Source organism: Sporofaciens musculi, assembly GCF_009830285.1.
Classification (GTDB): Bacteria; Bacillota; Clostridia; order Lachnospirales; family Lachnospiraceae; genus Sporofaciens; species Sporofaciens musculi.
The window spans coordinates 3,971,420-3,992,317 of the sequence record NZ_WUQX01000001.1 but is presented as its reverse complement, the minus strand read 5'-3'; the positions used below and the strand labels follow the sequence as shown (position 1 = coordinate 3,992,317).

Here is a 20,898-nt window from a genome sequence, read left to right as displayed (position 1 = left end):
GGACATGGCAAAGCGTGGCATGAACGAAAGAATTCAGAAACTCCGTGAGCTTAGTGTGACGACACCAGTTCACATTGACCTTGAGAGAGCAAAGATTGAGACGGATTTTTACAAAGAAAACGACGGGAAATATTCCATCCCTGTAATGCGGGCAATGGTTCTTAAGGAGTATTTCTCTAAGAAGACGCTGTATTTGGGTGAAGGCGAGCTGATTATCGGAGAGAAGGGAAGAGACCCTCAGGCATCCCCAACGTTTCCAGAGCTTTGCTGCCACAGCGTAGAGGATATGGTAGTTATGAGTGAGCGAGAACTGGTATCCTTCCACACCACGGAGGAGGACAGGAAGCTGCAGGCAGAGGAGATTATTCCATATTGGACGGGAAGAAGCATGAGGGAGAAGATTCTTGCAAGAATGACTCCAGAGTGGCATGAGTGCTACAGCGCGGGAATGTTTACAGAGTTCATGGAACAGAGAGGGCCGGGACATACCTGCGGCGGCGAGCAGGTATTTACGACGGGATACATGGACTATAAAGAGAAGATTCATCAGACCATGGATAGCCTGGATTATATCAATGACCCAGAGGCGGTAAATAAATGCGAAGAATTAAAGGCAATGGATATTTCCTGTGACGCTGTTATAATCCTTGGGGAGCGTTACCGCAAGCTTGCCCTTGAGATGGCAGAAAAGGAGACGGATGAGACAAGAAAGGCTGAGCTTCTCCAGATTGCGGCGAATCTTGAGGTGATTCCGGCTCACAAGCCCCAGACATACTGGCAGGCAATTCAGTTGTACTGGTTCACCCATCTTGCAGTTACTACAGAGCTGAATCCTTGGGATGCATTCAGTCCGGGAAGGCTTGACCAGCATTTGAATCCGTATTATGAGAGGGATGTAGAAGCTGGTATTCTGGACGACGAGAGAGCCCTTGAACTTTTAGAGTGTCTGTGGGTGAAGTTCTACAACCAGCCTGCTCCTGTTAAGGTGGGCATTACCTTGAAGGAGAGTGCAACCTATACAGATTTTGCAAATATCAACACAGGCGGAGTGACGCCGGACGGTCGTAACGGCGTGAACAATGTAAGCTACCTGATTCTGGACTGCATGGATGAGATGAAGCTGGTTCAGCCAAACTCTAACGTGACCATCAGTAAGAAGACTCCGGCGAAGTTCCTAAAGAGAGCTTGCGAGGTTTCCAGGAGAGGATGGGGGCAGCCTGCATTTTATAACACGGAAGCCCAGATTATGGAATTAATTAACGCAGGGAAGAACCTAGAGGATGCAAGACGCGGCGGCTCCTCCGGATGTGTGGAGACGGGCGCATGGGGAAGCGAGGCCTATATCCTGACCGGTTATCTGAATATTCCGAAGGTGTTCCAGCTTACACTGTTCAATGGATTTGACCAGTATTCCGGTAAACAAATCGGTCTTAAGCTCGGCTATGCCAAGGATTTTAAGACCTATGATGAGCTGTGGGAGGCGTTTAAGAAGCAGCTTGCCCATATCGTTGACATCAAGATTCGCGGCAATAACGTAATTGAGCAGCTTTATGCACAGGAGATGCCGGCGCCTTGTCTTTCTGTTGTGACCAATGACTGTATTTCCAATGCAAAGGATTATAATGCAGGCGGCGCAAGATATAATACAAATTATATTCAGGGCGTGGGAATCGGTACGGTTACGGATTGTCTTGCCGCTGTGAAATACAATGTGTTTGACAAGCAGAACTTCACTATGGAAGAACTGATTGAGGCAATGGAGCACGATTATGAAGGGTATGACGCAATCTACCGCATGGTACACGACAAGACTCCGAAATACGGCAATGACGACGACTATGCTGACGATATTATGCAGGAGGTGTTCGAGCTTTACAGAAGCTCAATCACAGGCCGTCCTAACATGAAGGGCGGAAAGTACGGAGTAGATATGCTGCCAACCACCTGTCATGTATACTTTGGCGACGTAATCCTTGCCACACCTAACGGAAGAAAAGCTCATAAGCCTGTTTCAGAGGGTATATCTCCAGAGAAATCTGCGGATACCAACGGGCCTACGGCAGTTATCAAGTCCTGTGCGAAGATGGATCACCTTGCGACAGCGGGAACCCTTCTGAACCAGAAGTTCACACCGGATGTTGTTGCAGGCGAGGAAGGGCTTGACAATATGGCGAGTCTGATTCGCTCTTATTTCTCCATGGACGGACATCATATTCAGTTCAATGTAATTGACCGGCAGACCTTGATTGATGCCCAGAATAATCCTGAGGAGTATAAAGACCTGATTGTACGTGTGGCTGGATACAGTGATTTCTTCCGTAATCTAAGCAAACCGCTTCAGGATGAGATTATTGACAGAACAGAGCAGAATTTTAATTAAATATAGTATTTCTTTGACCAGGATAGGGAATCGAGGGTTCCCCATCCTGGTTTTGCCTTTTTTTGAACTGACCTTTTGCTTGCTTTTCTGACAAAAAACAATTACAATGATGTAAAGTGTGGTGATTTGATGGCAGAGATACGAAAACGGCTGATTTTCCACGGAAGAGTACAGGGCGTAGGCTTCCGGTATACTGCGAAACATCTGGCAGGCTCTTTGGGACTGACAGGATGGGTCAGGAACGAATATGACGGTACTGTAAGGATGGAAGTCCAGGGACGAAAGGATATGATTTATAAGCTGATGGAAGGGCTGAACAGGGGAATGTATATTTCGATTGACTGGATTGATGATGAGGAGATTCCTTTGATTGAAGAAAAACATTTCAGCGTAAAGTAGAAAATAAAAATAGGGCAAAATGGGAGAATAACATGGAAAAAGATGCAAGAAAGAGTGTGAAAGGCAGGATTGTTTCGTCAGCATGGCAGCTATTTTATGAAAAGGGATATAATGGTACAACGGTGGATGATATCATTGAGATGTCGGGAACGTCTAAGGGCTCCTTTTATTATTATTTCAGCACAAAGGATGAACTTTTAAATACGTTATCCATGATTCTGGACGATTATTATGAAGAACTTGAGGCAAATATGGAGCCAGAGATGAATAGTTTCTCCAAACTATTATATCTGAATTATAAGATGCATACTATGATGGAGGAGAAGATTAACATCGACCTGCTGGCTTCTCTGTATTCCACACAGCTTGTATCAGAGAAGCAGAGTCATTTGCTGGATCGGAACCGCAATTATTATAGGCTGTTGGATCGGATCGTTGAGGAGGGCCAGAAGCGCGGCCAGATACGCACAGATGTGGCGGTAAGCGAAGTAACGCGGTATTATGCCATGTGTGAGCGTGCCTTGGTGTCGGACTGGTGCCTGAACAAAGGAAGATATTCGCTGGGGGAGTACAGCAGGGAGTGTATGCCGTATATGCTGGAGCACTTTAAGGCATAGACGGTTATGCCAGAGCCAAAAAGGAGGCTATAAGTATGGTAATACAGGGCCTGAAGAAGTTTTCACTGTTAGATTATCCAGGAAAGATGGCTTGTACCGTATTCACGGCAGGCTGTAATTTTCGCTGTCCGTACTGTTATTACAAGCCGTTAGTGATAGATACCCACAAGAATACAGGGATTCCCGTGGAGGATGTTTATACGTTTTTGGAAAAATACCAGGGAATCCTGGACGGAGTCTGCTTAACCGGCGGAGAGCCGTTGATTCAGCATGGGGTAGAGGAATTTCTAAGACGTGTGAAAGAATTAGGATATGCGGTAAAACTGGAGACCAATGGAAGTTTTCCGGATAAGTTAAAGCGGATTGTCTCTGAGGGACTTATCAGTTATGTTGCCATGGATATCAAGAATTCTTTGGAAAGCTATGGTAAGACAGTGGGGATTGAAGGGTACGATGTGGAAAATGTCAAGAAAAGCGCGGAATTTCTGCTCAGCAACGCCGTACCCTATGAGTTCTGTACTACTGTGGTGTTGGAATATCATCAGCGGTCGGATTTTGAGTCTATTGGAAAATGGATTACAAAGGCAGAGCAATACTATCTCCAGAGATTCCTAAACTCAGAGCATGTGATACAGAAGGGGCTCCATAAGTATAATGACAATATTATGGAACAGGCGTTGGCAATCGTCAGGAAAAAGGTTCCGTCAGCGAAGCTTCGAGGGTGGTAGATATCTCTTTGCCTTTAACGCGCTGTCTCGCCCAATCTCAAAATGGTCAGCCTTCAGTATTGCGAAGGACTGTTTAACGTCGCCCTTTCGCATGTACTCAATCATCTTTTTCAGATTCTCATTTGTCTTTGAGATCAACATTCCATTTCTGACGGAATACTGTCCGATGCGGATTAGTTCGCACAGGTTATTTTCATAGATTTTGTTAATACGCTCATTTTCAAAGATGCTGATAATCTCCATGTGCATGGCGGTATCAGCGATTTCCCACTCATAGGTGTTCTCCGCAGTTGCAAACATGCGGACAATCTTCTCCTCAAGGCGGTAAGAATATTCTTCGCTGCGTCCGGAGGCGAAGATGAGCCGGAATGCAGCGCCTTCTAACAGCTCTCGAATCTGATAGAGCTCTTTTATGTCCTTGTCGGTAATCTCCCGTACGGTCATGGACTTGTAATAGTCGGATACGATTAACCCTTCTGTTTGTAACATCTGGATGGCTGACCGTATGGGGCTTCGACTCATGCCAAGCTCTGTGGCCAGCATGGCTTCAGTGAGGGGCATGCCGGGGGGATAGGTCAGATTCAGGATATTTTCTTTTATCTTATCGTATGCCTGTGTGGCAAGGGATACGGTCTTTTCGGTCATGAGGGTTCCTCCATTTTGTTAAAAATAAAACTGGTATAATATTATGACTGACATTCATGTTCATCATACTATAAAAGTTTGAAATGAGCAACCAAATTTGATTCAATGCTATTGTCTGAACTATCATTTTTTGCTATAGTAAACCTACTTGGAAAATCATGTGTATTAACAAGGAGGAAAAACCATGTTACTTTTGTCAAGAGAGGATATAAGCAAAGTATTTACAATGAGGGATGCAATAGAAGCGAACAAGTTAGCCTTTCAGTTGTTGGTGGATGGGAAATGCAACGCTCCCCTTCGCACCAATATCCAGGCGCCGGTACATGATGGCTGTTTTCTGTTTATGCCGGCTTACGTAGAGGAGATGGCTGCCGCCTCTCTCAAGATTGTCAACGTGTTCCCCCACAATATTGACCAGGGCTTGCCTGCGTTGCCTGCCCAGGTTATGTTGATTGACGGAACGACGGGAGTTGTACAGTCCTTAATGGACGGAAGCTATGTGACGCAGATTCGCACCGGCGCGGCGTCAGGGGCGGCTTTCGACGTTCTGGCAAAGAAGGAGTGTAAGGTAGGCGCGCTGATTGGGACAGGCGGTCAGGGGGCGGCTCAGCTTGAAGCAATGCTGGAAGCCCGAAAGCTTGAGGAGGTGCGAATCTGCGGCTTGCATTATGAACGGACGAAGGCATTTACAGAGCAGATGGGTAAAGAGATGGCACATTACGGTGTCAAGCTTATACCGGCGGCATCCTCGGATGAGGCAATCGAAGACGCGGACCTTATAATAACCGCAACTCCGGCAGAAAAACCTGTGTTTGATGGGAAGAAGATCAAGAAAGGGGCTACCGTCAGTTGTATTGGCTCCTATCAACATCATATGCAGGAGATGGACCCTGCTATCTTGAGACGGGCATCCAAGATTTATTTTGATTCAGAGGAGGCGGTGTTGTCTGAGGCAGGCGACATCCTGATTCCGCTGGAGGATGGCACGATTACAAAGGAGGATTTTACCGGCGATTTGGGGAAGGTGATCAAGGGTGAGCTGACAGGGCGTGAAAATGATGACGAGATTATTGTGTTTAAGTCGGTGGGCGTTGCAACCCAGGATTTGGTGGCTGCAAGGGAAATCTACGACAAGGCAGTCAAGGCCGGAATCGGGACTGTGTGGAATTCTTAAAAACAGGTTGACTTAAGGCAAATCCCATGTTATAGTCAGTATAAATAAAAATTGTATACAAATTATTTATTTGTATACAAAAAATAAGGAAGGTGTTTCATATGAAATTAGGATTTATCGGAACCGGTAACATGGCGTCAGCTATTATGGGAGGAATCATCAAGAAGCAGATTATTTCAGCAGATGAAATGATCGGCGCTGATTTATTTGCGCCGGGAAGAGAGAAGGTAAAGTCACAGTTCAAAATCCACGTAACCGACAGCAACAAAGAGGTGGTTGAGAAGGCGGAGGTCATCGTATTATCCGTGAAGCCTCAGTTTTATGAGGATGTAATCCATGAGATTCGCGATGACATTCGTGACAATCAGATTGTAATTACCATTGCGCCGGGTAAGACACTTGCCTGGCTGGCAGAGCAGTTTGGCAAGAACGTTAAAATCGTTCGGACAATGCCCAACACGCCTGCAATGGTGGGAGAAGGGATGACGGCGGCATGCCCCAACGAGTATATGACAGAGGAGGAGACTGCATATGTGTGCACCCTCCTGGAGAGCTTTGGCCGTGTGGAGATTGTTCCTGAGCGTCTGATGGACACTGTAGTTTCCGTAAGCGGAAGCTCACCTGCTTATGTATTTATGATGATTGAAGCTATGGCTGATGCGGCGGTTTCCGGCGGAATGCCAAGGCCCAAGGCTTATCAGTTTGCCGCCCAGGCTGTCCTTGGAAGTGCGAAGATGGTACTGGAAACAGGAAAGCATCCAGGCGAGTTAAAGGACATGGTATGTTCTCCGGCAGGAACGACAATCGAAGCAGTCCGCGTGTTGGAGGAGCTGGGCTTTAGGAGTGCAGTTTTTGAGGCAATGAAGGTTTGCGAAGAAATGTCCAAGGGCATGTAATTAGGAGTCGAGTTGATGAATGAGATTATAAAAGGGTTGTACGCAAGAAAATCCATGCGTGTATATACTGAGCAAGAGATTTCAAAAGAAGACAGAGAGATGATTCTAAATGCTGCTCTGCAGGCGCCAACTGCGGGATGCCAGATTTTGTATACGATACTCGATATTACGGACCAGAGCAAAAAGGAGAGGCTGGCAGAGCTTTGCGATCATCAGCCATTTATAGCAAAAGCAAAGATGGTGCTTGTGTTCTGTGCAGATTGCCGGAAATGGCTTTCGTTTTACAGGGAGGCAGGCTTAGAGCCGCGCAGACCCGGCCCAGGAGACCTTATGCTGGCTTGTGAGGATGCCGTGATTGCCGCCCAGAATTCCGTGACAGCCGCTGAGAGCCTTGGAATCGGCTCATGCTACATAGGAGACGTAATGGAAAATGCAGAAGATATAAAGGAGCTCTTAAGCATTCCCTCCTACGTATATCCGGCATGTATGCTGGTCTTTGGGTATCCGACAGACCAGCAGAAGGAGAGGAAGAAGCCGGAAAGATTCGCTCTTTCCGATATCGTCTGCGAGAATGACTACCAGGATAAGAGCGGTCAGGAGATTCGCGCCATGTTTGAGGGAAGAACGTCAGGCATGGGCTATGACGAGTGGATGGAGGCTTTCTGGAAAAGAAAGTATGAGTCGGACTTTTCTAATGAGATGAACCGCTCTATGGAGGAATATCTCAAGGAATTCCTAACGGTATTTTCCAAGTAGATTCTGTATATCCGGATGATCACGCAGGAAATCATAGGCGTGGTTTTCCGGATTTTCCAGTTCACTCACAATTCCAAGACGCATCATTTGTCCGATTCCTGTCCCTTTATTCGTATCCTTGAATGAAAGATGGCGGTACAGGACAGACTCCTTTGGCTTCCATTCTTTGTCAAGAGTCGTAATGAGCTTACGCAGGGCGTCAAGGCTTCTGTCGGTGTCCTTTTTGGCTACGGCAAGTAGGAAATCTGCAATGTGTGCGTTACATTCCCACAAGTCAAAGAGCCCTGTAGTCTGTTTGGCAATATCGGTCAGTTTTTCGGCATCTGATATCTGGTTCTCTTTGAAGGCGATTTCTGCCAGCGTGTACAGAGAAGATACTACAACGGTGATTTCAGACAGTATTTTCTGCTCAATTAGTTGTGCGGCCGCTGCCCACTCCTCCTGTGCTAGATAGAGATTGGCGTTTAGTTGTCTTTTGTCAAATGCATCTTTTTTATCAGGCAGCTCCTTCAGTAATTTTTCGGCGGCTTCAAACTCCTTTCGCCCAATATGTTTTGAGATTAGCATGGATTTTGCTAGATTCCCCACTTCTTTGTCATTGCTTTTTGAAACCCGTCTATATAAATCTTCTATGGTATCCATATATGGATTATCTTTGGTACTTCCGACGTGGGTGAGTATAAGCCCTTCGAGAGCCAGCGTCGTATGAAGCAGCAGGCTGTCGCTTGCGGGGTACTGGTGAAATTTGTCAAGGGCCATACGAAACGCATGGTCAATGCCTTCTGTCTCGGCAGCAGAAGCAAGTTCATTTATAAAATGTTCGATTTCTTCCTTTGTGGGCTCCTCCTGAAAGGAAAGTAGGGTATTAAGGTCTGTGCCCAACAGCCGTGCCAGTGGGGGAAGAAGAGTGATATCAGGGTAAGAGCTTGCCTTTTCCCATTTGTTGACTGCCGGCGGGGAGACTCCCAGGAAAGAAGCAATCTGCTCCTGGGTGTAGCCTTTTTCGAGTCGCTTTTTACGGATGATTTCGTTAATCTTCATGGTATTTATCCTCCTGTTTCTTATTTCCTTTTGGGTCCTCTTTATACTCTTTGAGTATAGCAGTATGAGACAGAAAGAACCATTGAGATATTGTCTATTTTTTCTTCTTAAAATTAACCAGCGGTTATATTCCAAATCCCACCTGAAAGGTACAGCCCCCGCCTGGGGTATCCAAAACCTTAATCTTTACCCCTAACTGTTTTGCCAGTGAATGCGCAATGGAAAGTCCCAGTCCAAAATGTTCTTTTTCCTTCCGCGAGGCGTCACTTCGGTAAAATCGGTCGAAAATCACAGCTTTCTGTTCATCCGGTATCCCCACGCCATGGTCCGAGACGGAGACGTAAAGCATCTTTCTTATTATCTGGGCCTTAATTTCAATGAAAGGCTTTTGACTACAGGAATCTCCCATACCTTCACAACCATATGCGATGGCATTATCAAGAAAAATAGAAAATAGTTGTTGGATACATGGACCATTGCCGGTTATAGAGGGAAGCATATCTTCCGGCAGCGTAAGTAAAAGCCGAATATTTTTTGAATTACAGAGAGGCTCATAGGCTTCAAACAGGTGAAGAAGCAGAAGGTCGATTTCCACAGGCTCCATTTTCTGTGGCTTTTTTTCTGTGTCAGCATGGGTCAGCCAGAGAAGATTCTTAATTAGGTTTCCCGAACGGCTGCATTCACTTAGGATGAGCCGGTTCATTTTCTCTGTCTGTTCAGGCATGGACAGGCTAGTGGTAGCACAGTTTTGAATCACAGCCAGGGGAGAACGAAGCTCATGAGAGGCGGCGGCGATAAAATCTGTCTGTTTCCTATGGTATTCGGCAACCGGCATTACAGCTTTTGCGGCCACAAAACGGCTCACGAGAAAAAGGGCCAGAATTCCCAATATGTCCAAGATCAGGAAGAACAGAAGCTTTAAGGATTCCTGGCGTTTTATCTGCGTAATGTCGCAAAGGAGGGTCAGAGAGCGGAATCCGTCTTCTGTTGCAAGAATGACCACGGTTCCCTGATAAATATCATGATTTTTGCCTTGTACAGTAAAAATGGAAGACTTTTGTATGGTGGAGGAATAGGGACGCATGGAGGTATCTATATGCTCCTTGCGCGCCTGTTCTTTGGCCAGTTCAATCAAAGTGCTTCTTTTTGTACGAGGCGCCCAGGAGCCGGAGAAGAACAGAGGAATCATATTCTCTTCGATATGGATGATTAGGCTGTGGTCCTGCTCTAAGCTTGCAAGCCAGTCGTCCGAGAAGAAATATGCACCTTCAAGCTGGTAGGTCAGATTTAGAATCTGATTCTGCAGGGATACCATCTGCTCATTCTTGGTTATGGAGGACTGCCAGAGGAAAAGAACGCAGAGTATCACCGATAAGATTAGACTGGTAGGGATGGCAAAAAGAAGGGTCAGGCGCCTGCGAAGTTTCTGTATCATTTTTCTGCCTCCAGTCTGTAGCCGATTCCATGGACAGTCTGGATATGAACTCTGCTTTTTATGGTACGCAGATGTTTCCTAAGATAATAGATGTAGGTATCCAGATTCCCGTCCTCCACCTCCCCGTCAGGCCCCCAGACCCGCGTATAAATAAGCTGACGGGCCAGCGTTTGATTGGGATGAAGGAGAAAATATTCAAGCAGAACGGCTTCTCGGCGGGAGAGATGAAGTTTTGTATCCACAGAAGCCGTACCCTTAAGGGAGAGCTCAAGGTTTGCTAGGGAAAATTCCAAGTCTTCAAAAGTTAGGGTTCTCTTATCCTCCAGAGTATCTGGACGGCGGCACAGGGCGCGGATTCTGGCAAGCAGCTCACCGATATCGTAGGGCTTCACAAGATAATCGTCCGCCCCGTTGTCCAGTCCGGCAATCCGCTCCTCCACAGAATCCACAGCCGTTGCCAGGATGATGGGGGTATGAACGTTATTCTCACGGATAATCTTAAGCAGGGCAATTCCATCCATACCAGGAAGCATCCGGTCTAAAATAATCAGGTCATAGACTGACTGCATAACATAATAGAGTGCATCAAGTCCGCTATGGACACAGTCCGATTCTATTCCATGATGTTCAAACTGTAATTGCAAAGTCTCACAGAGCTGTTCATCGTCTTCAATAATTAAAATCCGCATGATTTCAACATCCCTTCTACCTTTCAATAACAATAAATTTTCCCTATTATACCATGAAAATCTCAAAAAAATCTTTAAAAATTTCATAAGGTCCTCAAAGATTTTCTAAGATTTAGCTGGTATGATAATATGGAAAACCAATATAAGGAGTAATGCTTATGAAAATGAAAAAAATAATCAGCCTTCTCATGGCTGTAGCGCTCACAGCAGGGCTTAGCGCCGGATGCGGGAAGCACAGTGATAAGGAAGGCGAAAAAGACGGTAATGTTTCTGCAAAGGGACGCTATGTAGAACAGGAAATCGCTCTGCCGGAAGGGGCAGGAGAAGCAGTCGGAATCATAAACCAGGAAAACGAGCTAAAACTCTATACTCAAAATGAGAGTGGCTACCATATTTACAGCTATCAGAATGAAACATGGGCGGATTTAGGAGACGTTGTCTGGATGACGGACGCCCGTGACAGGCTTGGACTTCCGATTGAACATATCTATTTAGGAAAAGACGGGGGAATATACGGAATGGCAATTCCCGCTTCAGAGGATGTTCCCTACGGGCAGCACATTTTAAAAGATGCAGGAGACGGGACTGCGCAAGATTGTACTCCAGGGCCGTGTCTGGAAGTAAACGAAGAAGGCTGGACAGAGCTAATCGTGGACATGGCGGTAATGGAAAACGGAACCATGATCCTTGCGAGTATGGACGGAATGGTGCAATTCTACAAGGATGAAAAGAAGGTATCCGAGATACCGCAGCCCGTCCCCGTCCTATCAGACCACCAGAATGTGATGGGGATATCAGACCAGAGTATTGCGATTTTCGGAAAGAATAGAAAGAGTATTGATTTCTACGATATAGAGAATTTGGAAAAAACGAAAGATGTGGAGGTAAAGCAAGAGCTTGAGGAGTCGATGCTTGTGCCGGCAGAAGATGGAATCTGGTATCTCGTAAACTCCAAAGGAATTCAGAGGATTACAGAGCAGGGCAGTATCGTGGAGACGGTAATGGACGGGACAGGCGTATTGATGAGTATGGATTCGGCATATCTGATTAGCTTTCTTTGCGGAAATGACAATGAATTCTATGGACTGTACAGCATTTCCGGAGGCGGCGAGAGGCTGATGTGCTATCAGTATGACGAAAATGTAAAGGCTGTCAGAGACGAAACACTGAGCATCTACGGTCTAAAGGAAAACCAGACTGTATCCCAGGCGATTTATGTATTTCAGAATATGCACCCAGAAGTCAAGGTAGATTACCATACTGCCAAAGGAAGTGAAGATACGCCTGCATCTGAAGCCATCCGTACGCTGAATGCGGAGCTTTTGAACAAAGGAGGCGCTGACGTCCTGATTCTGGATGGACTGCCTATAACGTCCTATATGGAAAAAGGGATTCTTATGGATTTATCGGATTTGGCGGACCGTTTGTCCCAAAAAGGCGTTCTAATGAATGTGGTGGGTAATACAGCCGTTCTTTCAGAGAAGATATATGCAATTCCGGCAAGAGTCAGCCTGCCAGTTATCTTCGGGGAGGATGCAAAGGCAGATGCCTGTCAGAATCCGGATGCTTTCCATAGTTATCTGGAGAAGAATCCCACAGAGAGGCTGTTTGGAACCACGACCCACGACCTTGCGGGAATGACCTTATTCAATACCTTTTACGAAGACCTTATGAATGAGCAGGGCGGTTTGGATGAAGAAAAGCTTGCACAGTTTCTGGATGACTGGATGAAGCTGTGCGAGATACAAAATACAGGGGTTATCGAAGAAGAATTTTCGTCAGGCGTCTGGAATCAGATGAATACTCGTTTCAGCTCTGGTATGGGGTTAAGGAATGATCCTGTGATGATTGAAGAAATTAACGGTCTGATATCAACCATGGTTCCATACACGCTGGCAAGAGACAGCGCAAAGATGCCAGAGAGCTTGAAGCAATATTATATACCACAGGTAATTGCAGGTATTAACGCTTCTTCTAAACAGCAGGATTTGGCGGCAGAATTTATTGAGTGTCTGTTTGACGAAGATGTCCAGAAGGCTGACAATTCAGATGGTTTTCCAGTTCTTAAGAGCGCTCTTTCCTATATGGCAGAATATGTGGAGACCTCTGAGGCCCAGAATTTGAGTATCAGTACCGGCGCACGCAATCCGGAAACCGGAGAAGATGTACAAATAGGCGCTATGTATCCTGTAAGAGATGAAGTAGAAGGGCTGATACAGATGATAGAGGGGCTGAATGTACCGTTTATGATGGACGATATGGTTGCAAATACAGTCCTTATGGAAATGGAAAACTGTTACAGCAAGAAACAGTCTGTGGAAGAAACTGCAAAAGCAATCTGTCAGAAGGTGGACACTTACCTTGCGGAATAGAACAGCATATCTTTTTTTACTCCCCAGCCTTGTGGGAACGGCGGTGTTTGTGCTGATCCCCTTTGCTGACGTAATACGCCGCTCTTTCTTTAAGGCTGTGGGAAATACATTTGTAGGACTTACGAATTATCAGGACGTACTGGAAAATAAGGCGTTTCAACAGGCGGCTTTGCATACCTTAAAGTTCTTAAGCATCTGTCTTCCGCTGCTTTTGGCCTTGTCTTTCGGCGCTGCGCTGCTGCTGTATCATATCCCCACGGGAAAGGCGCTTTTCCAGACAGTGTTTCTTCTCCCTATGGCTGTACCAGTAGCGTCCCTGGTAGTATTCTGGAAAATCATGTTCCATGGAAATGGACTTCTGAATGAGGTATTGGAGCTTGTCCATCTCCATGGAATGGACTGGATGAATACAAGGGCGTCGTTCTGGATACTGGTGTTCTCTTATATATGGAAGAACCTGGGCTATGATGTTGTGCTGTGGATTGCAGCCCTTTCAGGGATAGGTGAGGAGCAGTATGAAGCGGCAAAGGTCAGCGGGGCAGGCAATAAAGAGTGTTTCTTCTATATTACTCTGCCCCAGATGAAGTCAGGAATCGTCATGATTGGCGTGCTGTCGTTTGTCAATGCATTTCGGGTATTTCGGGAGGCATATCTAATTGCCGGAGATTATCCCCATGAAAGCATATATATGTTACAGCATCTTTTTAATAACTGGTTCACGAAGCTGGATATCCAGAAAATGAGTGCGGCGGCAGTCATGATGGCAGCAGCAGTCAGTATTCTTTTGTATATACTGGAACACTGGAATGAAAAGCAGGAGATAGACTAAAGAATGAAGTGGAGAAAATCAATCCCCATATATGTAATCTTATGCGCCCTAGGGCTGATTATGATTTTGCCTGTGTTTATGATGGTCTTAAACTCACTTATGGGCCCCCAGGAAATGAAGGAGGCCTACGGCGCAGTCTTAGGAGGGAATATGGAGAAGCTGTCAGCAAGGCTTCTCCCTGTGTATCCGACGTTAAAGCCTTATGTAGAGCTTTTGCTGGATTCTCCGGATTTTTTTGTGATGTTTTGGAATTCGGTCAAACAGGTGTTTTCGATCCTGCTTGGTCAGACCATTGTAGGGACTATGGCGGCATGGGCATTTGCCAGATACGAGTTTCGGGGAAGAAAGCCTTTGTTTCTTCTCTATATGATTCTGATGGTCATGCCCTTTCAGGTGACAATGGTATCAAGCTATCTAGTGTTGTCAAAGCTGGCCCTTCTGGATACACATCTGGCGGTAATTTTTCCGGCAATTTTCTCCACATTTCCGGTATTTATTATGGAAAAATTCTTTCGGGCAATTCCAAGGGAAGTGTTTGAGGCAGCCAGGATGGACGGAGCAGGAGAATTTATATGCTTTCTGAGAATAGGGATTCCTCTTGGCAGCCCAGGAATCATAGCCGCATTGATTTTGAATTTCCTGGAATATTGGAACGGGATGGAGGCGCCAATGACATTTTTGAGAACAAAGTCGAAGTTTCCTCTTTCTCTGTATCTTCCGGAGATTACGACAGAGCAGATGAGCGTGGCCTTTGCTGCGTCTGTGGTGATGCTTCTGCCGGCTGTACTTGGTTTCATGTGGGGAAGGGATTATCTACAGAAAGGGATTGAGGCATCGGGGCTTAAGGAGTGATTATGAAAAGAAAAATATTAAAAATAATCTTATCATTTTTTATCACCATGATTTGCTGTACACTGATTGCCCGCGGCGCGGCTTCCATGACTGTGGCAAAGGTTAAGACAGAAGGAGTCAGCCGCGGCAGTCTTGTGGAGGAATTTGAGGGAGAAGGCAGTATCTGCGCTAAGGATAAGGTCTATCAGTCCTTGCCAAAGGGACAGAAGCTGGCGGATATCTTGAAAGATACGGGCAGTACCGTACAGGCAGGCGAAGGAATACTCCAGTTTGACTTAGGATTTCTGGAGGAGAGGCTGACAAAGCAGGCACAAGAGATAGAAAAGATTAGATACCGCATGGAGCAGCAGAGGCTTTCAGGGTTAGCTCAGGCAAGGACGCCGGCAACCGCCCAGGCAGGGCTTTCACTTGAGGAGGCGGCGGATGCGCTTACAGAAGCGCAGAATAATTATCAGGAGGCAAAGAATCAGTATGACCGAGTAGCGGCCAGGCTCCCCTCTGAGTCCCAGGAGGATGAGTCTTTGCTGGAAGAAGAAAAGCAACGCTTAAGGTCTGACATGGATGGGGCCTACGCTGCGCTTAAGGCGGCTGAACGGGCGTACCAGACGGCTCAGGGCGTCTATCAGATTGCACAGCAGGACGATGCCAACAGCCAGGCAAACGATGCAATAGCACAGAATGCATCCCAGATGGCGCTAAATGAGATGCAGGTAGAGCTTACCGCATTACAGAATGAAATGGATAAGATTTCCGCGCTGAAGGAAGCAGGAGGGATTGTAACGTCTCAGGCTGACGGGGTATTTGAAACTGTTCAAGCTGCAGAAGGAAGTATTACGACAGGAGAAGAACAGATTGTTCTGGTGGTTGGAAGTATGGAAGCGTGCGGCCTTATTCCGGACGATAAAATCGCAGCGGTTAAGGCAGGAGACGAGATTGAGGCGGTGTTCCAGGGAGAGACGAAGCCTAAGACACTTGAGATTGAGCGAATCGCTCAGAACGAAGAAGGAAGATACGTCTGGTACGCAGAACTTCCAGAAGGCTCCTACCGTGTGGGAACAAGTTTGACCTATCAGTACAGCCAGAAGTGGGAGAACAGCTATGACATGCTGATTCCCCTGTCAGCCCTTCGTGAGGCGGCAGGAAGCAGTTATGTACTGATTGCAGAGATGAAGCCCAGTGTTCTGGGGGAATCCTATACTGCCGTGAAGGTCAATGTTACGGTTCTTGAAAAAGATGACCGTTCGGCTGCCGTGGAAACAAATCTGCCAAAGGAGGCAAAGCTCATCACAGAATCCAACAAATATGTGAAAGAAGGTGACAGAGTACGTATAAGCGAATAAGGCCATATCTGGTAAGATTTTTTCTATTGGCTTTGCTTGGCTGCGTAATCGGAGCAGAGGCAGGGTTCTATGTCAGGCTGACTAAGCTTAAGGGACAGAGCGGCTTCTACTATCCGGAGAATATACTGACAAGAGAGCAGATTAAGAGCTTCTGGGAAAATGCTTCCGATGACGCAAAGCGGGAAATACAGGATATCGCGCTGTTTCGGGAGACAACTGGAAAGATTTTGAAAAACAAGGATTTGGGGCGTGAAAGTAAGGTAAAGCTGGTGGAGACTGCGGGCAACATGAATCTGGTCACACCCTACAGGCTGATGGCGGGAGCATATGTGACGGACAGTGACGAGAAAGGGTGCGTGCTCAGCAAAAAGACGGCGGATTCATTGTTCGGAGACTATGAGGTGACGGGAGAGCAGGTAACAATGGGAGGAAACACATACATTGTGCGAGGGATTGTGGATACAAAAGGCCAGTTGTGTATGCTGCAAGGAAAGAAGGGAAGGACGTACCCCTGCATCCGCATTGAAGCGGCGGGTATTCCTTTGTCGGTGGTACGGCAGCGTCTGACGGGGATTCTTCCAGAAGGAAAGGGATGGAGCTCAGAGTGTGACTTGTATCTGGGAATCGGAAGACTTCTTTTATATCTGCCCCTCTGGGTAATGCTGCTTTATCTTTTAAAATGTATAGGGAAAGTGCTGCCGGAAATGCTTATGTTCCTGGTGCCTGTCACGGGTTTTGCAGGCGTATGCGCTCTGTTGCTTTTAAGCGTGGGCTTTTCCGATGACTATGTACCGACTGCATGGTCAGATTTCCAGTTCTTTGTGCAGCTCTTTGATGAAAAACAGCAGGCGTTCCTTGCCCTTTTGAACCATCCGCTCTATTATGCGGATTCACGAATGCTTGGAAGCTTGGCGGGAATACTGGCAACGACGGTTGTGATATGTACGATTCTGCCGAAATGCAGGATAAATCCTGTCAGAAAAGAAAAAAACGCAGCGGGAGGGATTTGAACCCCCGGAGCCTTGCGGCTCTTCTGCTTTCGAGGCAGATGCCATCAGCCAACTCGACCACCGCTGCATGCTCTATATTATAACACATTTACCTGCCATGAGGGAATACCTATTTTAATAAATTTCTATATATTAGGGATGACTGTGATTGTTTTTCATTACTTATGTGACGAAATCGCATGAGATTTACAAATACGAATCACATATACCTGTGTTAGAATGAAAAAAAATACGAAAGGCAAAGGAATCACTGTAATTATGAGATTACGCAGAATGTTTGCTGTCTGGGCAGCGAAAATTACAGAAAAGATATGCGTCCATATCTTCCACAGGCAGGGAGTAACATGGGCAGGGAAGATCGCCCTTCTGATCTGTCCGTCTGTTTTACGTGAACTTGCAGGGCAGGTGAGAAAGGCAGTTTTTGTAGTGTGTGGGACCAACGGAAAGACTACAGTGAATAATCTGCTGTGCGCAGCGCTTCAGACGGAGGGAGAGCGGGTCATCTGTAACCGCACAGGCTCGAATATGTTAAATGGCGTTGTGGCAGCATTTGTCCTGGGGGCAGAAGGAGACGGAACTTTGAAGGCGGATTATGCCTGTATCGAGATTGACGAGGCGTCAACCAGAGAAGTGTTCCCACATTTTACCCCCAATTATATGATTCTTACGAATCTGTTTCGGGATCAGTTGGACCGGTATGGGGAGATTGACACCATTATAGATATCCTGAAACATGGGATGCAGGCTGCTCCTCAGATGAAGGTTATCTTCAATGGGGACGATCCCCTGTCGGCGTTTCTTGTCATGGACAGCGGCAGCGATTATGTCACTTACGGAATTAGTGAGCCTGTAAATATAAAGAGCTCTGCCTGTGAGACGCGGGAGGGGCGTTTCTGCAGATTATGCGGCACACAGCTTGGGTATGAATTCTATCATTACGGACAGCTTGGCGATTACTGCTGCCCTCAATGCGGCTTCCGAAGGCCCCCTATAAAGTTTGACGGGCAGAATGTTGAGATTGGGGATGGGATTAGGTTTACGGTAGGCGTAAGATGCTTCCATTCAGACCAGAAAGGCTTCTATAATGTATACAATATCCTGGCATCATACGCAGGGCTTCGGACAGCAGGAGTGAAGGCAGAGCATTTTCAGGAGGCGCTTGCAGATTTTAATCCTAAAAATGGGCGGATGGAGGAATTTTGGATAAGGAATTCAAGAGTTTTGCTGAATCTTGCGAAGAATCCCACCGGCTTCAACCAGAATATTGACGTGATGATGCAGGATGAAGCACCAAAGGAGTTGGTGGTTGTCATTAACGACAATGACCAGGACGGCGCGGATATTTCCTGGCTGTGGGACGTTGATTTTGAAAGGCTTAAAGGGATGGAGGCAGGCTCTGTTACGGTCAGTGGAATCCGCTGCAAGGATTTGATGCTGAGGCTGAAATATGCAGGAATTCCGTCAGAGCTTGAGCCAGATGTAGAGAAGGCGGTAAGCAGATACATAGAGAAGGGAAGCAGGAATCTGTATGTGCTGGTGAATTATACGGCGTTGTTTCATACCCAAAATATTTTGAAGCGCATATGTTAAGATATCCAATCAGAATATTATGATACATCATGTGAGGACAAGAAATGAGAAGAACACCAGATATGAAAATTACAATCGGGCATCTCTATCCGGATTTATTGAACCTTTATGGAGATCGGGGGAATATTGCGTGTATGATGCGCAGATGTCTGTGGCGCGGCATCCAGGCAGAAACCATAGAGTTTAATATGGGAGACAGCATTGATTTTTCAAAACTTGACATCATTCTCCTTGGAGGAGGCTCTGATAGGGAGCAGAGGATTGTCTGTAAAGAGCTTAAGAAGATAAAGGAAAGATTTCAGGACTATGTGGAGGATATGGGCGTTGTGATAGCAGTCTGCGGCGGCTATCAGCTTCTTGGGAAATATTATCAGACAGACGAGGGGGTAATAGAGGGGCTGAAGCTGCTGAATATTTATACAGAGCAGGATGAGGGGCGGCTGATTGGAAATATTATTCTTGAAAGCGAGCTGTCCAAGCTTCCGGTGGTGGGGTTTGAGAACCATAGAGGACGCACTTATATTAATGGATATCGGCCCTTGGGCAAGGTATTGTACGGCGCTGGCAATGACGGAAGAAGCGGCTATGAGGGAGTGATTTACAAAAATGTGATTGGAACATATCTCCATGGACCTTTGCTTCCAAAGAATCCCCGAATCTGTGATTATTTGCTTGAAAAGGCTCTTGAGAGAAAATATGGGGCAGTCAGTCTTAAGAAGCTGGATGACAGGCTGGAGAGTGCGGCAAATGAATATATCTTCCGAAGGTTCGTAAAAGGAAGAAGACCTATGCATTTGCATAGGTCTCTGGAGGGGGATGAAAAAATCTATCTAAATTTTAACTAATTGTTAGTCGAAGTCCGGTAATCATACCTTACTGAACAAAGTTCCCATGCGTAAAGGACATATATTATGGTGTGCCCCTTGGGTATGCTCTACTGTATGTAATGTGAAGTACAACTACCGTCTTCTTTTAAGTGATGAGTTTATTATATAATGTAATTGTGACACAAGTATGTCAAAAACTGGAAATGTTTATAAAATTTCTTAAGAAAAACATAAGATGGCATAAAAAATCTTTTTCTGTGTGGATATGAGTATAAAAATAAAATAGGTTGACGGAAAAGAAATAGATTGGTAAAGTAAATATAAAATAAGGTATGGAAAGATGAGAGATGAGAAACACATATTATGTCTAAGAAAAGAAAACCAAAGATAGAATTTAGGTATTACAGGATGCCAGAGGGAAGTCCGCTCCTTGCGTTGCTTGGCCAGAGATGGGTACAGACATACGGGCGGGATATTGATTATCTGCATTTCCATAATTACCTGGAGATTGGGTATTGCTATGAGGGGGAAGGAACGCTTACTTTGGGGGAGAGAGACTATCGGTATACAGGGGGAGAGATTTCGATTATTCCTAAGAACTATCCTCATACGACCAACAGCGACCCAGGGACGGTCAGCAAATGGGAGTATGTGTTTGTGGATGTGGAGGGGCTTCTGGACGAGCTGTATCAGAAGGGCGGCAACGTAAAGCGTATGAAATATCTTCTTCACAGGATTAACTCTCAGGCGATTTTCAGGGGGATTGAGGAGGCTCCGGGGATTGCGAAGATGGTTCGGGGAATCCTTGATATTATGCGGGACACAAAGGAATTTTATCTGGAGGAGGCCAAAGGTCTTATGGTGGCGCTTCTGGTGTGTATCGCAAGGGAGAATCCTGATGATAAAGGTCCGGTAGAGATAAGCGGGAAGATTACGATTCCTGTTTCGAGGGCGCTGGATTACATTACGCTTCATTATATGGAGCCTTTGAAGGTGGAGGAGCTTGCAAAATGGTGCCATATCAGTGAGACTCATTTCCGGAGAGTTTTTTCTACATATATGCATATGGGACCGTTGGAATATATTAATCTGGTGCGAGTTCAGACAGCATGCAATTATCTGAAGAATACGGATGAGTCCATGGCGGATATTGCGGGGAAATGTGGTTTTACGACGCTGTCAACATTTAACAGGAACTTTAAGCAGGTTACGGGCGTGTCACCCAGCGAATGGAGGAAGCGGCCGGAGAATTATGAACAGCAGTTGTTAAAATATTGGATACACTCAGAGGAAGGGTGGTAGGTTACTTGTGCTGCAA

The 20,898-nt window shown here is 46.1% G+C and carries 19 protein-coding genes and 1 tRNA gene; 15 read left to right on the top strand and 5 right to left on the bottom strand.

Annotation, left to right across the window (positions count from 1 at the left end; genetic code table 11):
* The first annotated feature begins 4 nt into the window (after positions 1 to 4).
* The 4 genes from hypD to GN277_RS20365 all read left to right on the top strand — a co-directional run bounded on the left by hypD (position 5) and on the right by GN277_RS20365 (position 4,124).
* Positions 5 to 2,380, top strand: a complete 2,376-nt coding sequence (gene hypD / locus GN277_RS20380; protein ID WP_159756986.1) for a trans-4-hydroxy-L-proline dehydratase — start codon at positions 5 to 7, stop codon at positions 2,378 to 2,380.
* A gap of 129 nt (positions 2,381 to 2,509) precedes the next feature.
* A complete protein-coding gene (locus tag GN277_RS20375) occupies positions 2,510 to 2,779 on the top strand; it encodes an acylphosphatase (RefSeq protein WP_159753076.1) in 270 nt (89 codons plus the stop codon).
* 32 nt (positions 2,780 to 2,811) lie between these two features.
* The gene (locus tag GN277_RS20370; RefSeq protein WP_159753074.1) at positions 2,812 to 3,396 is read left to right on the top strand and encodes a TetR/AcrR family transcriptional regulator; all 585 of its coding nucleotides are present in this window, start codon (positions 2,812 to 2,814) and stop codon (positions 3,394 to 3,396) included.
* A gap of 35 nt (positions 3,397 to 3,431) precedes the next feature.
* Positions 3,432 to 4,124 (top strand): anaerobic ribonucleoside-triphosphate reductase activating protein, encoded by a 693-nt coding sequence (locus GN277_RS20365; protein ID WP_159753072.1) that lies wholly within the window; start codon positions 3,432 to 3,434, stop codon positions 4,122 to 4,124.
* Here GN277_RS20365 and GN277_RS20360 read toward each other — a convergent pair.
* The gene (locus GN277_RS20360; RefSeq protein ID WP_159753070.1) at positions 4,101 to 4,769 is read right to left on the bottom strand and encodes a GntR family transcriptional regulator; all 669 of its coding nucleotides are present in this window, start codon (positions 4,767 to 4,769) and stop codon (positions 4,101 to 4,103) included. The two genes, GN277_RS20365 and GN277_RS20360, sit on opposite strands and share 24 nt — an antisense overlap.
* A gap of 184 nt (positions 4,770 to 4,953) precedes the next feature.
* Here GN277_RS20360 and GN277_RS20355 point away from each other — a divergent pair, with 184 nt between their 5' ends.
* The 3 genes from GN277_RS20355 (at position 4,954) to GN277_RS20345 (ending at position 7,595) form a co-directional block, all read left to right on the top strand.
* Complete coding sequence (locus GN277_RS20355; RefSeq protein ID WP_159753068.1) at positions 4,954 to 5,943, top strand: ornithine cyclodeaminase family protein; 990 nt, start codon at positions 4,954 to 4,956, stop codon at positions 5,941 to 5,943.
* Between the two features lie 101 nt (positions 5,944 to 6,044).
* A complete protein-coding gene (proC, locus tag GN277_RS20350) occupies positions 6,045 to 6,839 on the top strand; it encodes a pyrroline-5-carboxylate reductase (RefSeq protein WP_159753066.1) in 795 nt (264 codons plus the stop codon).
* A gap of 15 nt (positions 6,840 to 6,854) precedes the next feature.
* Positions 6,855 to 7,595 (top strand): nitroreductase family protein, encoded by a 741-nt coding sequence (locus tag GN277_RS20345; RefSeq protein ID WP_159753064.1) that lies wholly within the window; start codon positions 6,855 to 6,857, stop codon positions 7,593 to 7,595.
* On the opposite strand, the gene GN277_RS20340 is transcribed toward GN277_RS20345, so the two are convergent.
* From GN277_RS20340 to GN277_RS20330, 3 genes are all read right to left on the bottom strand, one after another.
* A complete protein-coding gene (locus GN277_RS20340) occupies positions 7,575 to 8,636 on the bottom strand; it encodes a helix-turn-helix domain-containing protein (RefSeq protein WP_159753062.1) in 1,062 nt (353 codons plus the stop codon). The two genes, GN277_RS20345 and GN277_RS20340, sit on opposite strands and share 21 nt — an antisense overlap.
* Positions 8,637 to 8,760: 124 nt before the next feature.
* Positions 8,761 to 10,071: a sensor histidine kinase gene (locus tag GN277_RS20335; protein WP_159753060.1), complete on the bottom strand. Its 1,311-nt coding sequence runs from the start codon at positions 10,069 to 10,071 to the stop codon at positions 8,761 to 8,763.
* Positions 10,068 to 10,760, bottom strand: coding sequence for a response regulator transcription factor (locus tag GN277_RS20330; RefSeq protein WP_159753058.1), 693 nt, complete (start codon positions 10,758 to 10,760; stop codon positions 10,068 to 10,070). The genes GN277_RS20335 and GN277_RS20330 overlap by 4 nt, the downstream gene beginning before the upstream one ends.
* A 158-nt stretch (positions 10,761 to 10,918) precedes the next feature.
* Here GN277_RS20330 and GN277_RS20325 point away from each other — a divergent pair, with 158 nt between their 5' ends.
* From GN277_RS20325 to GN277_RS20305, 5 genes are read left to right on the top strand one after another with little or no spacing between them, the layout of a single operon-like run.
* Entirely contained in the window at positions 10,919 to 13,132 is a 2,214-nt protein-coding gene (locus tag GN277_RS20325; protein ID WP_159753057.1) for an ABC transporter substrate-binding protein, read from the top strand.
* On the top strand, positions 13,122 to 13,961 hold the full coding sequence (locus GN277_RS20320; RefSeq protein WP_244324807.1) for a carbohydrate ABC transporter permease: 840 nt from the start codon (positions 13,122 to 13,124) through the stop codon (positions 13,959 to 13,961). The genes GN277_RS20325 and GN277_RS20320 overlap by 11 nt, the downstream gene beginning before the upstream one ends.
* A 3-nt stretch (positions 13,962 to 13,964) precedes the next feature.
* Positions 13,965 to 14,813 carry a carbohydrate ABC transporter permease gene (locus tag GN277_RS20315; RefSeq protein WP_159753055.1) on the top strand — a complete coding sequence of 283 codons (849 nt, stop codon included), beginning with the start codon at positions 13,965 to 13,967 and terminating at the stop codon, positions 14,811 to 14,813.
* Positions 14,814 to 14,815: 2 nt separating this feature from the next.
* The gene (locus GN277_RS20310; protein WP_159753053.1) at positions 14,816 to 16,153 is read left to right on the top strand and encodes an efflux RND transporter periplasmic adaptor subunit; all 1,338 of its coding nucleotides are present in this window, start codon (positions 14,816 to 14,818) and stop codon (positions 16,151 to 16,153) included.
* A 32-nt stretch (positions 16,154 to 16,185) separates the two neighbouring features.
* Complete coding sequence (locus tag GN277_RS20305) at positions 16,186 to 17,163, top strand: ABC transporter permease (RefSeq protein ID WP_204162766.1); 978 nt, start codon at positions 16,186 to 16,188, stop codon at positions 17,161 to 17,163.
* Here GN277_RS20305 and GN277_RS20300 read toward each other — a convergent pair.
* A tRNA-Ser gene (locus tag GN277_RS20300) sits at positions 17,145 to 17,230 on the bottom strand. The genes GN277_RS20305 and GN277_RS20300 overlap by 19 nt on opposite strands.
* A 191-nt stretch (positions 17,231 to 17,421) precedes the next feature.
* On the opposite strand from GN277_RS20300, the gene GN277_RS20295 reads away from it, so the two are divergent.
* The 3 genes from GN277_RS20295 (at position 17,422) to GN277_RS20285 (ending at position 20,882) form a co-directional block, all read left to right on the top strand.
* Positions 17,422 to 18,753: a Mur ligase family protein gene (locus GN277_RS20295; RefSeq protein WP_159753049.1), complete on the top strand. Its 1,332-nt coding sequence runs from the start codon at positions 17,422 to 17,424 to the stop codon at positions 18,751 to 18,753.
* A 62-nt stretch (positions 18,754 to 18,815) separates the two neighbouring features.
* Complete coding sequence (locus GN277_RS20290) at positions 18,816 to 19,598, top strand: type 1 glutamine amidotransferase (RefSeq protein ID WP_159756980.1); 783 nt, start codon at positions 18,816 to 18,818, stop codon at positions 19,596 to 19,598.
* Between the two features lie 345 nt (positions 19,599 to 19,943).
* Entirely contained in the window at positions 19,944 to 20,882 is a 939-nt protein-coding gene (locus GN277_RS20285; protein WP_159753047.1) for a helix-turn-helix domain-containing protein, read from the top strand.
* Positions 20,883 to 20,898: the final 16 nt, after the last annotated feature.

Excerpts from the sequence above, each read along its gene's own strand:
- proC (WP_159753066.1), top strand. The coding sequence starts at position 6,045 with ATGAAATTAGGATTTATCGGAACCGGTAACATGGCGTCAGCTATTATG.
- GN277_RS20310 (WP_159753053.1), top strand. The coding sequence starts at position 14,816 with ATGAAAAGAAAAATATTAAAAATAATCTTATCATTTTTTATCACCATG.
- GN277_RS20345 (WP_159753064.1), top strand. The coding sequence starts at position 6,855 with ATGAATGAGATTATAAAAGGGTTGTACGCAAGAAAATCCATGCGTGTA.
- GN277_RS20370 (WP_159753074.1), top strand. The coding sequence starts at position 2,812 with ATGGAAAAAGATGCAAGAAAGAGTGTGAAAGGCAGGATTGTTTCGTCA.
- GN277_RS20365 (WP_159753072.1), top strand. The coding sequence starts at position 3,432 with ATGGTAATACAGGGCCTGAAGAAGTTTTCACTGTTAGATTATCCAGGA.
- GN277_RS20335 (WP_159753060.1), bottom strand. The coding sequence starts at position 10,071 with ATGATACAGAAACTTCGCAGGCGCCTGACCCTTCTTTTTGCCATCCCT.
- GN277_RS20355 (WP_159753068.1), top strand. The coding sequence starts at position 4,954 with ATGTTACTTTTGTCAAGAGAGGATATAAGCAAAGTATTTACAATGAGG.
- GN277_RS20330 (WP_159753058.1), bottom strand. The coding sequence starts at position 10,760 with ATGCGGATTTTAATTATTGAAGACGATGAACAGCTCTGTGAGACTTTG.
- GN277_RS20375 (WP_159753076.1), top strand. The coding sequence starts at position 2,510 with ATGGCAGAGATACGAAAACGGCTGATTTTCCACGGAAGAGTACAGGGC.
- GN277_RS20360 (WP_159753070.1), bottom strand. The coding sequence starts at position 4,769 with ATGACCGAAAAGACCGTATCCCTTGCCACACAGGCATACGATAAGATA.
- GN277_RS20340 (WP_159753062.1), bottom strand. The coding sequence starts at position 8,636 with ATGAAGATTAACGAAATCATCCGTAAAAAGCGACTCGAAAAAGGCTAC.
- GN277_RS20290 (WP_159756980.1), top strand. The coding sequence starts at position 18,816 with ATGAAAATTACAATCGGGCATCTCTATCCGGATTTATTGAACCTTTAT.
- GN277_RS20325 (WP_159753057.1), top strand. The coding sequence starts at position 10,919 with ATGAAAATGAAAAAAATAATCAGCCTTCTCATGGCTGTAGCGCTCACA.
- GN277_RS20315 (WP_159753055.1), top strand. The coding sequence starts at position 13,965 with ATGAAGTGGAGAAAATCAATCCCCATATATGTAATCTTATGCGCCCTA.
- GN277_RS20295 (WP_159753049.1), top strand. The coding sequence starts at position 17,422 with ATGAGATTACGCAGAATGTTTGCTGTCTGGGCAGCGAAAATTACAGAA.
- hypD (WP_159756986.1), top strand. The coding sequence starts at position 5 with ATGGCAAAGCGTGGCATGAACGAAAGAATTCAGAAACTCCGTGAGCTT.
- GN277_RS20285 (WP_159753047.1), top strand. The coding sequence starts at position 19,944 with ATGTCTAAGAAAAGAAAACCAAAGATAGAATTTAGGTATTACAGGATG.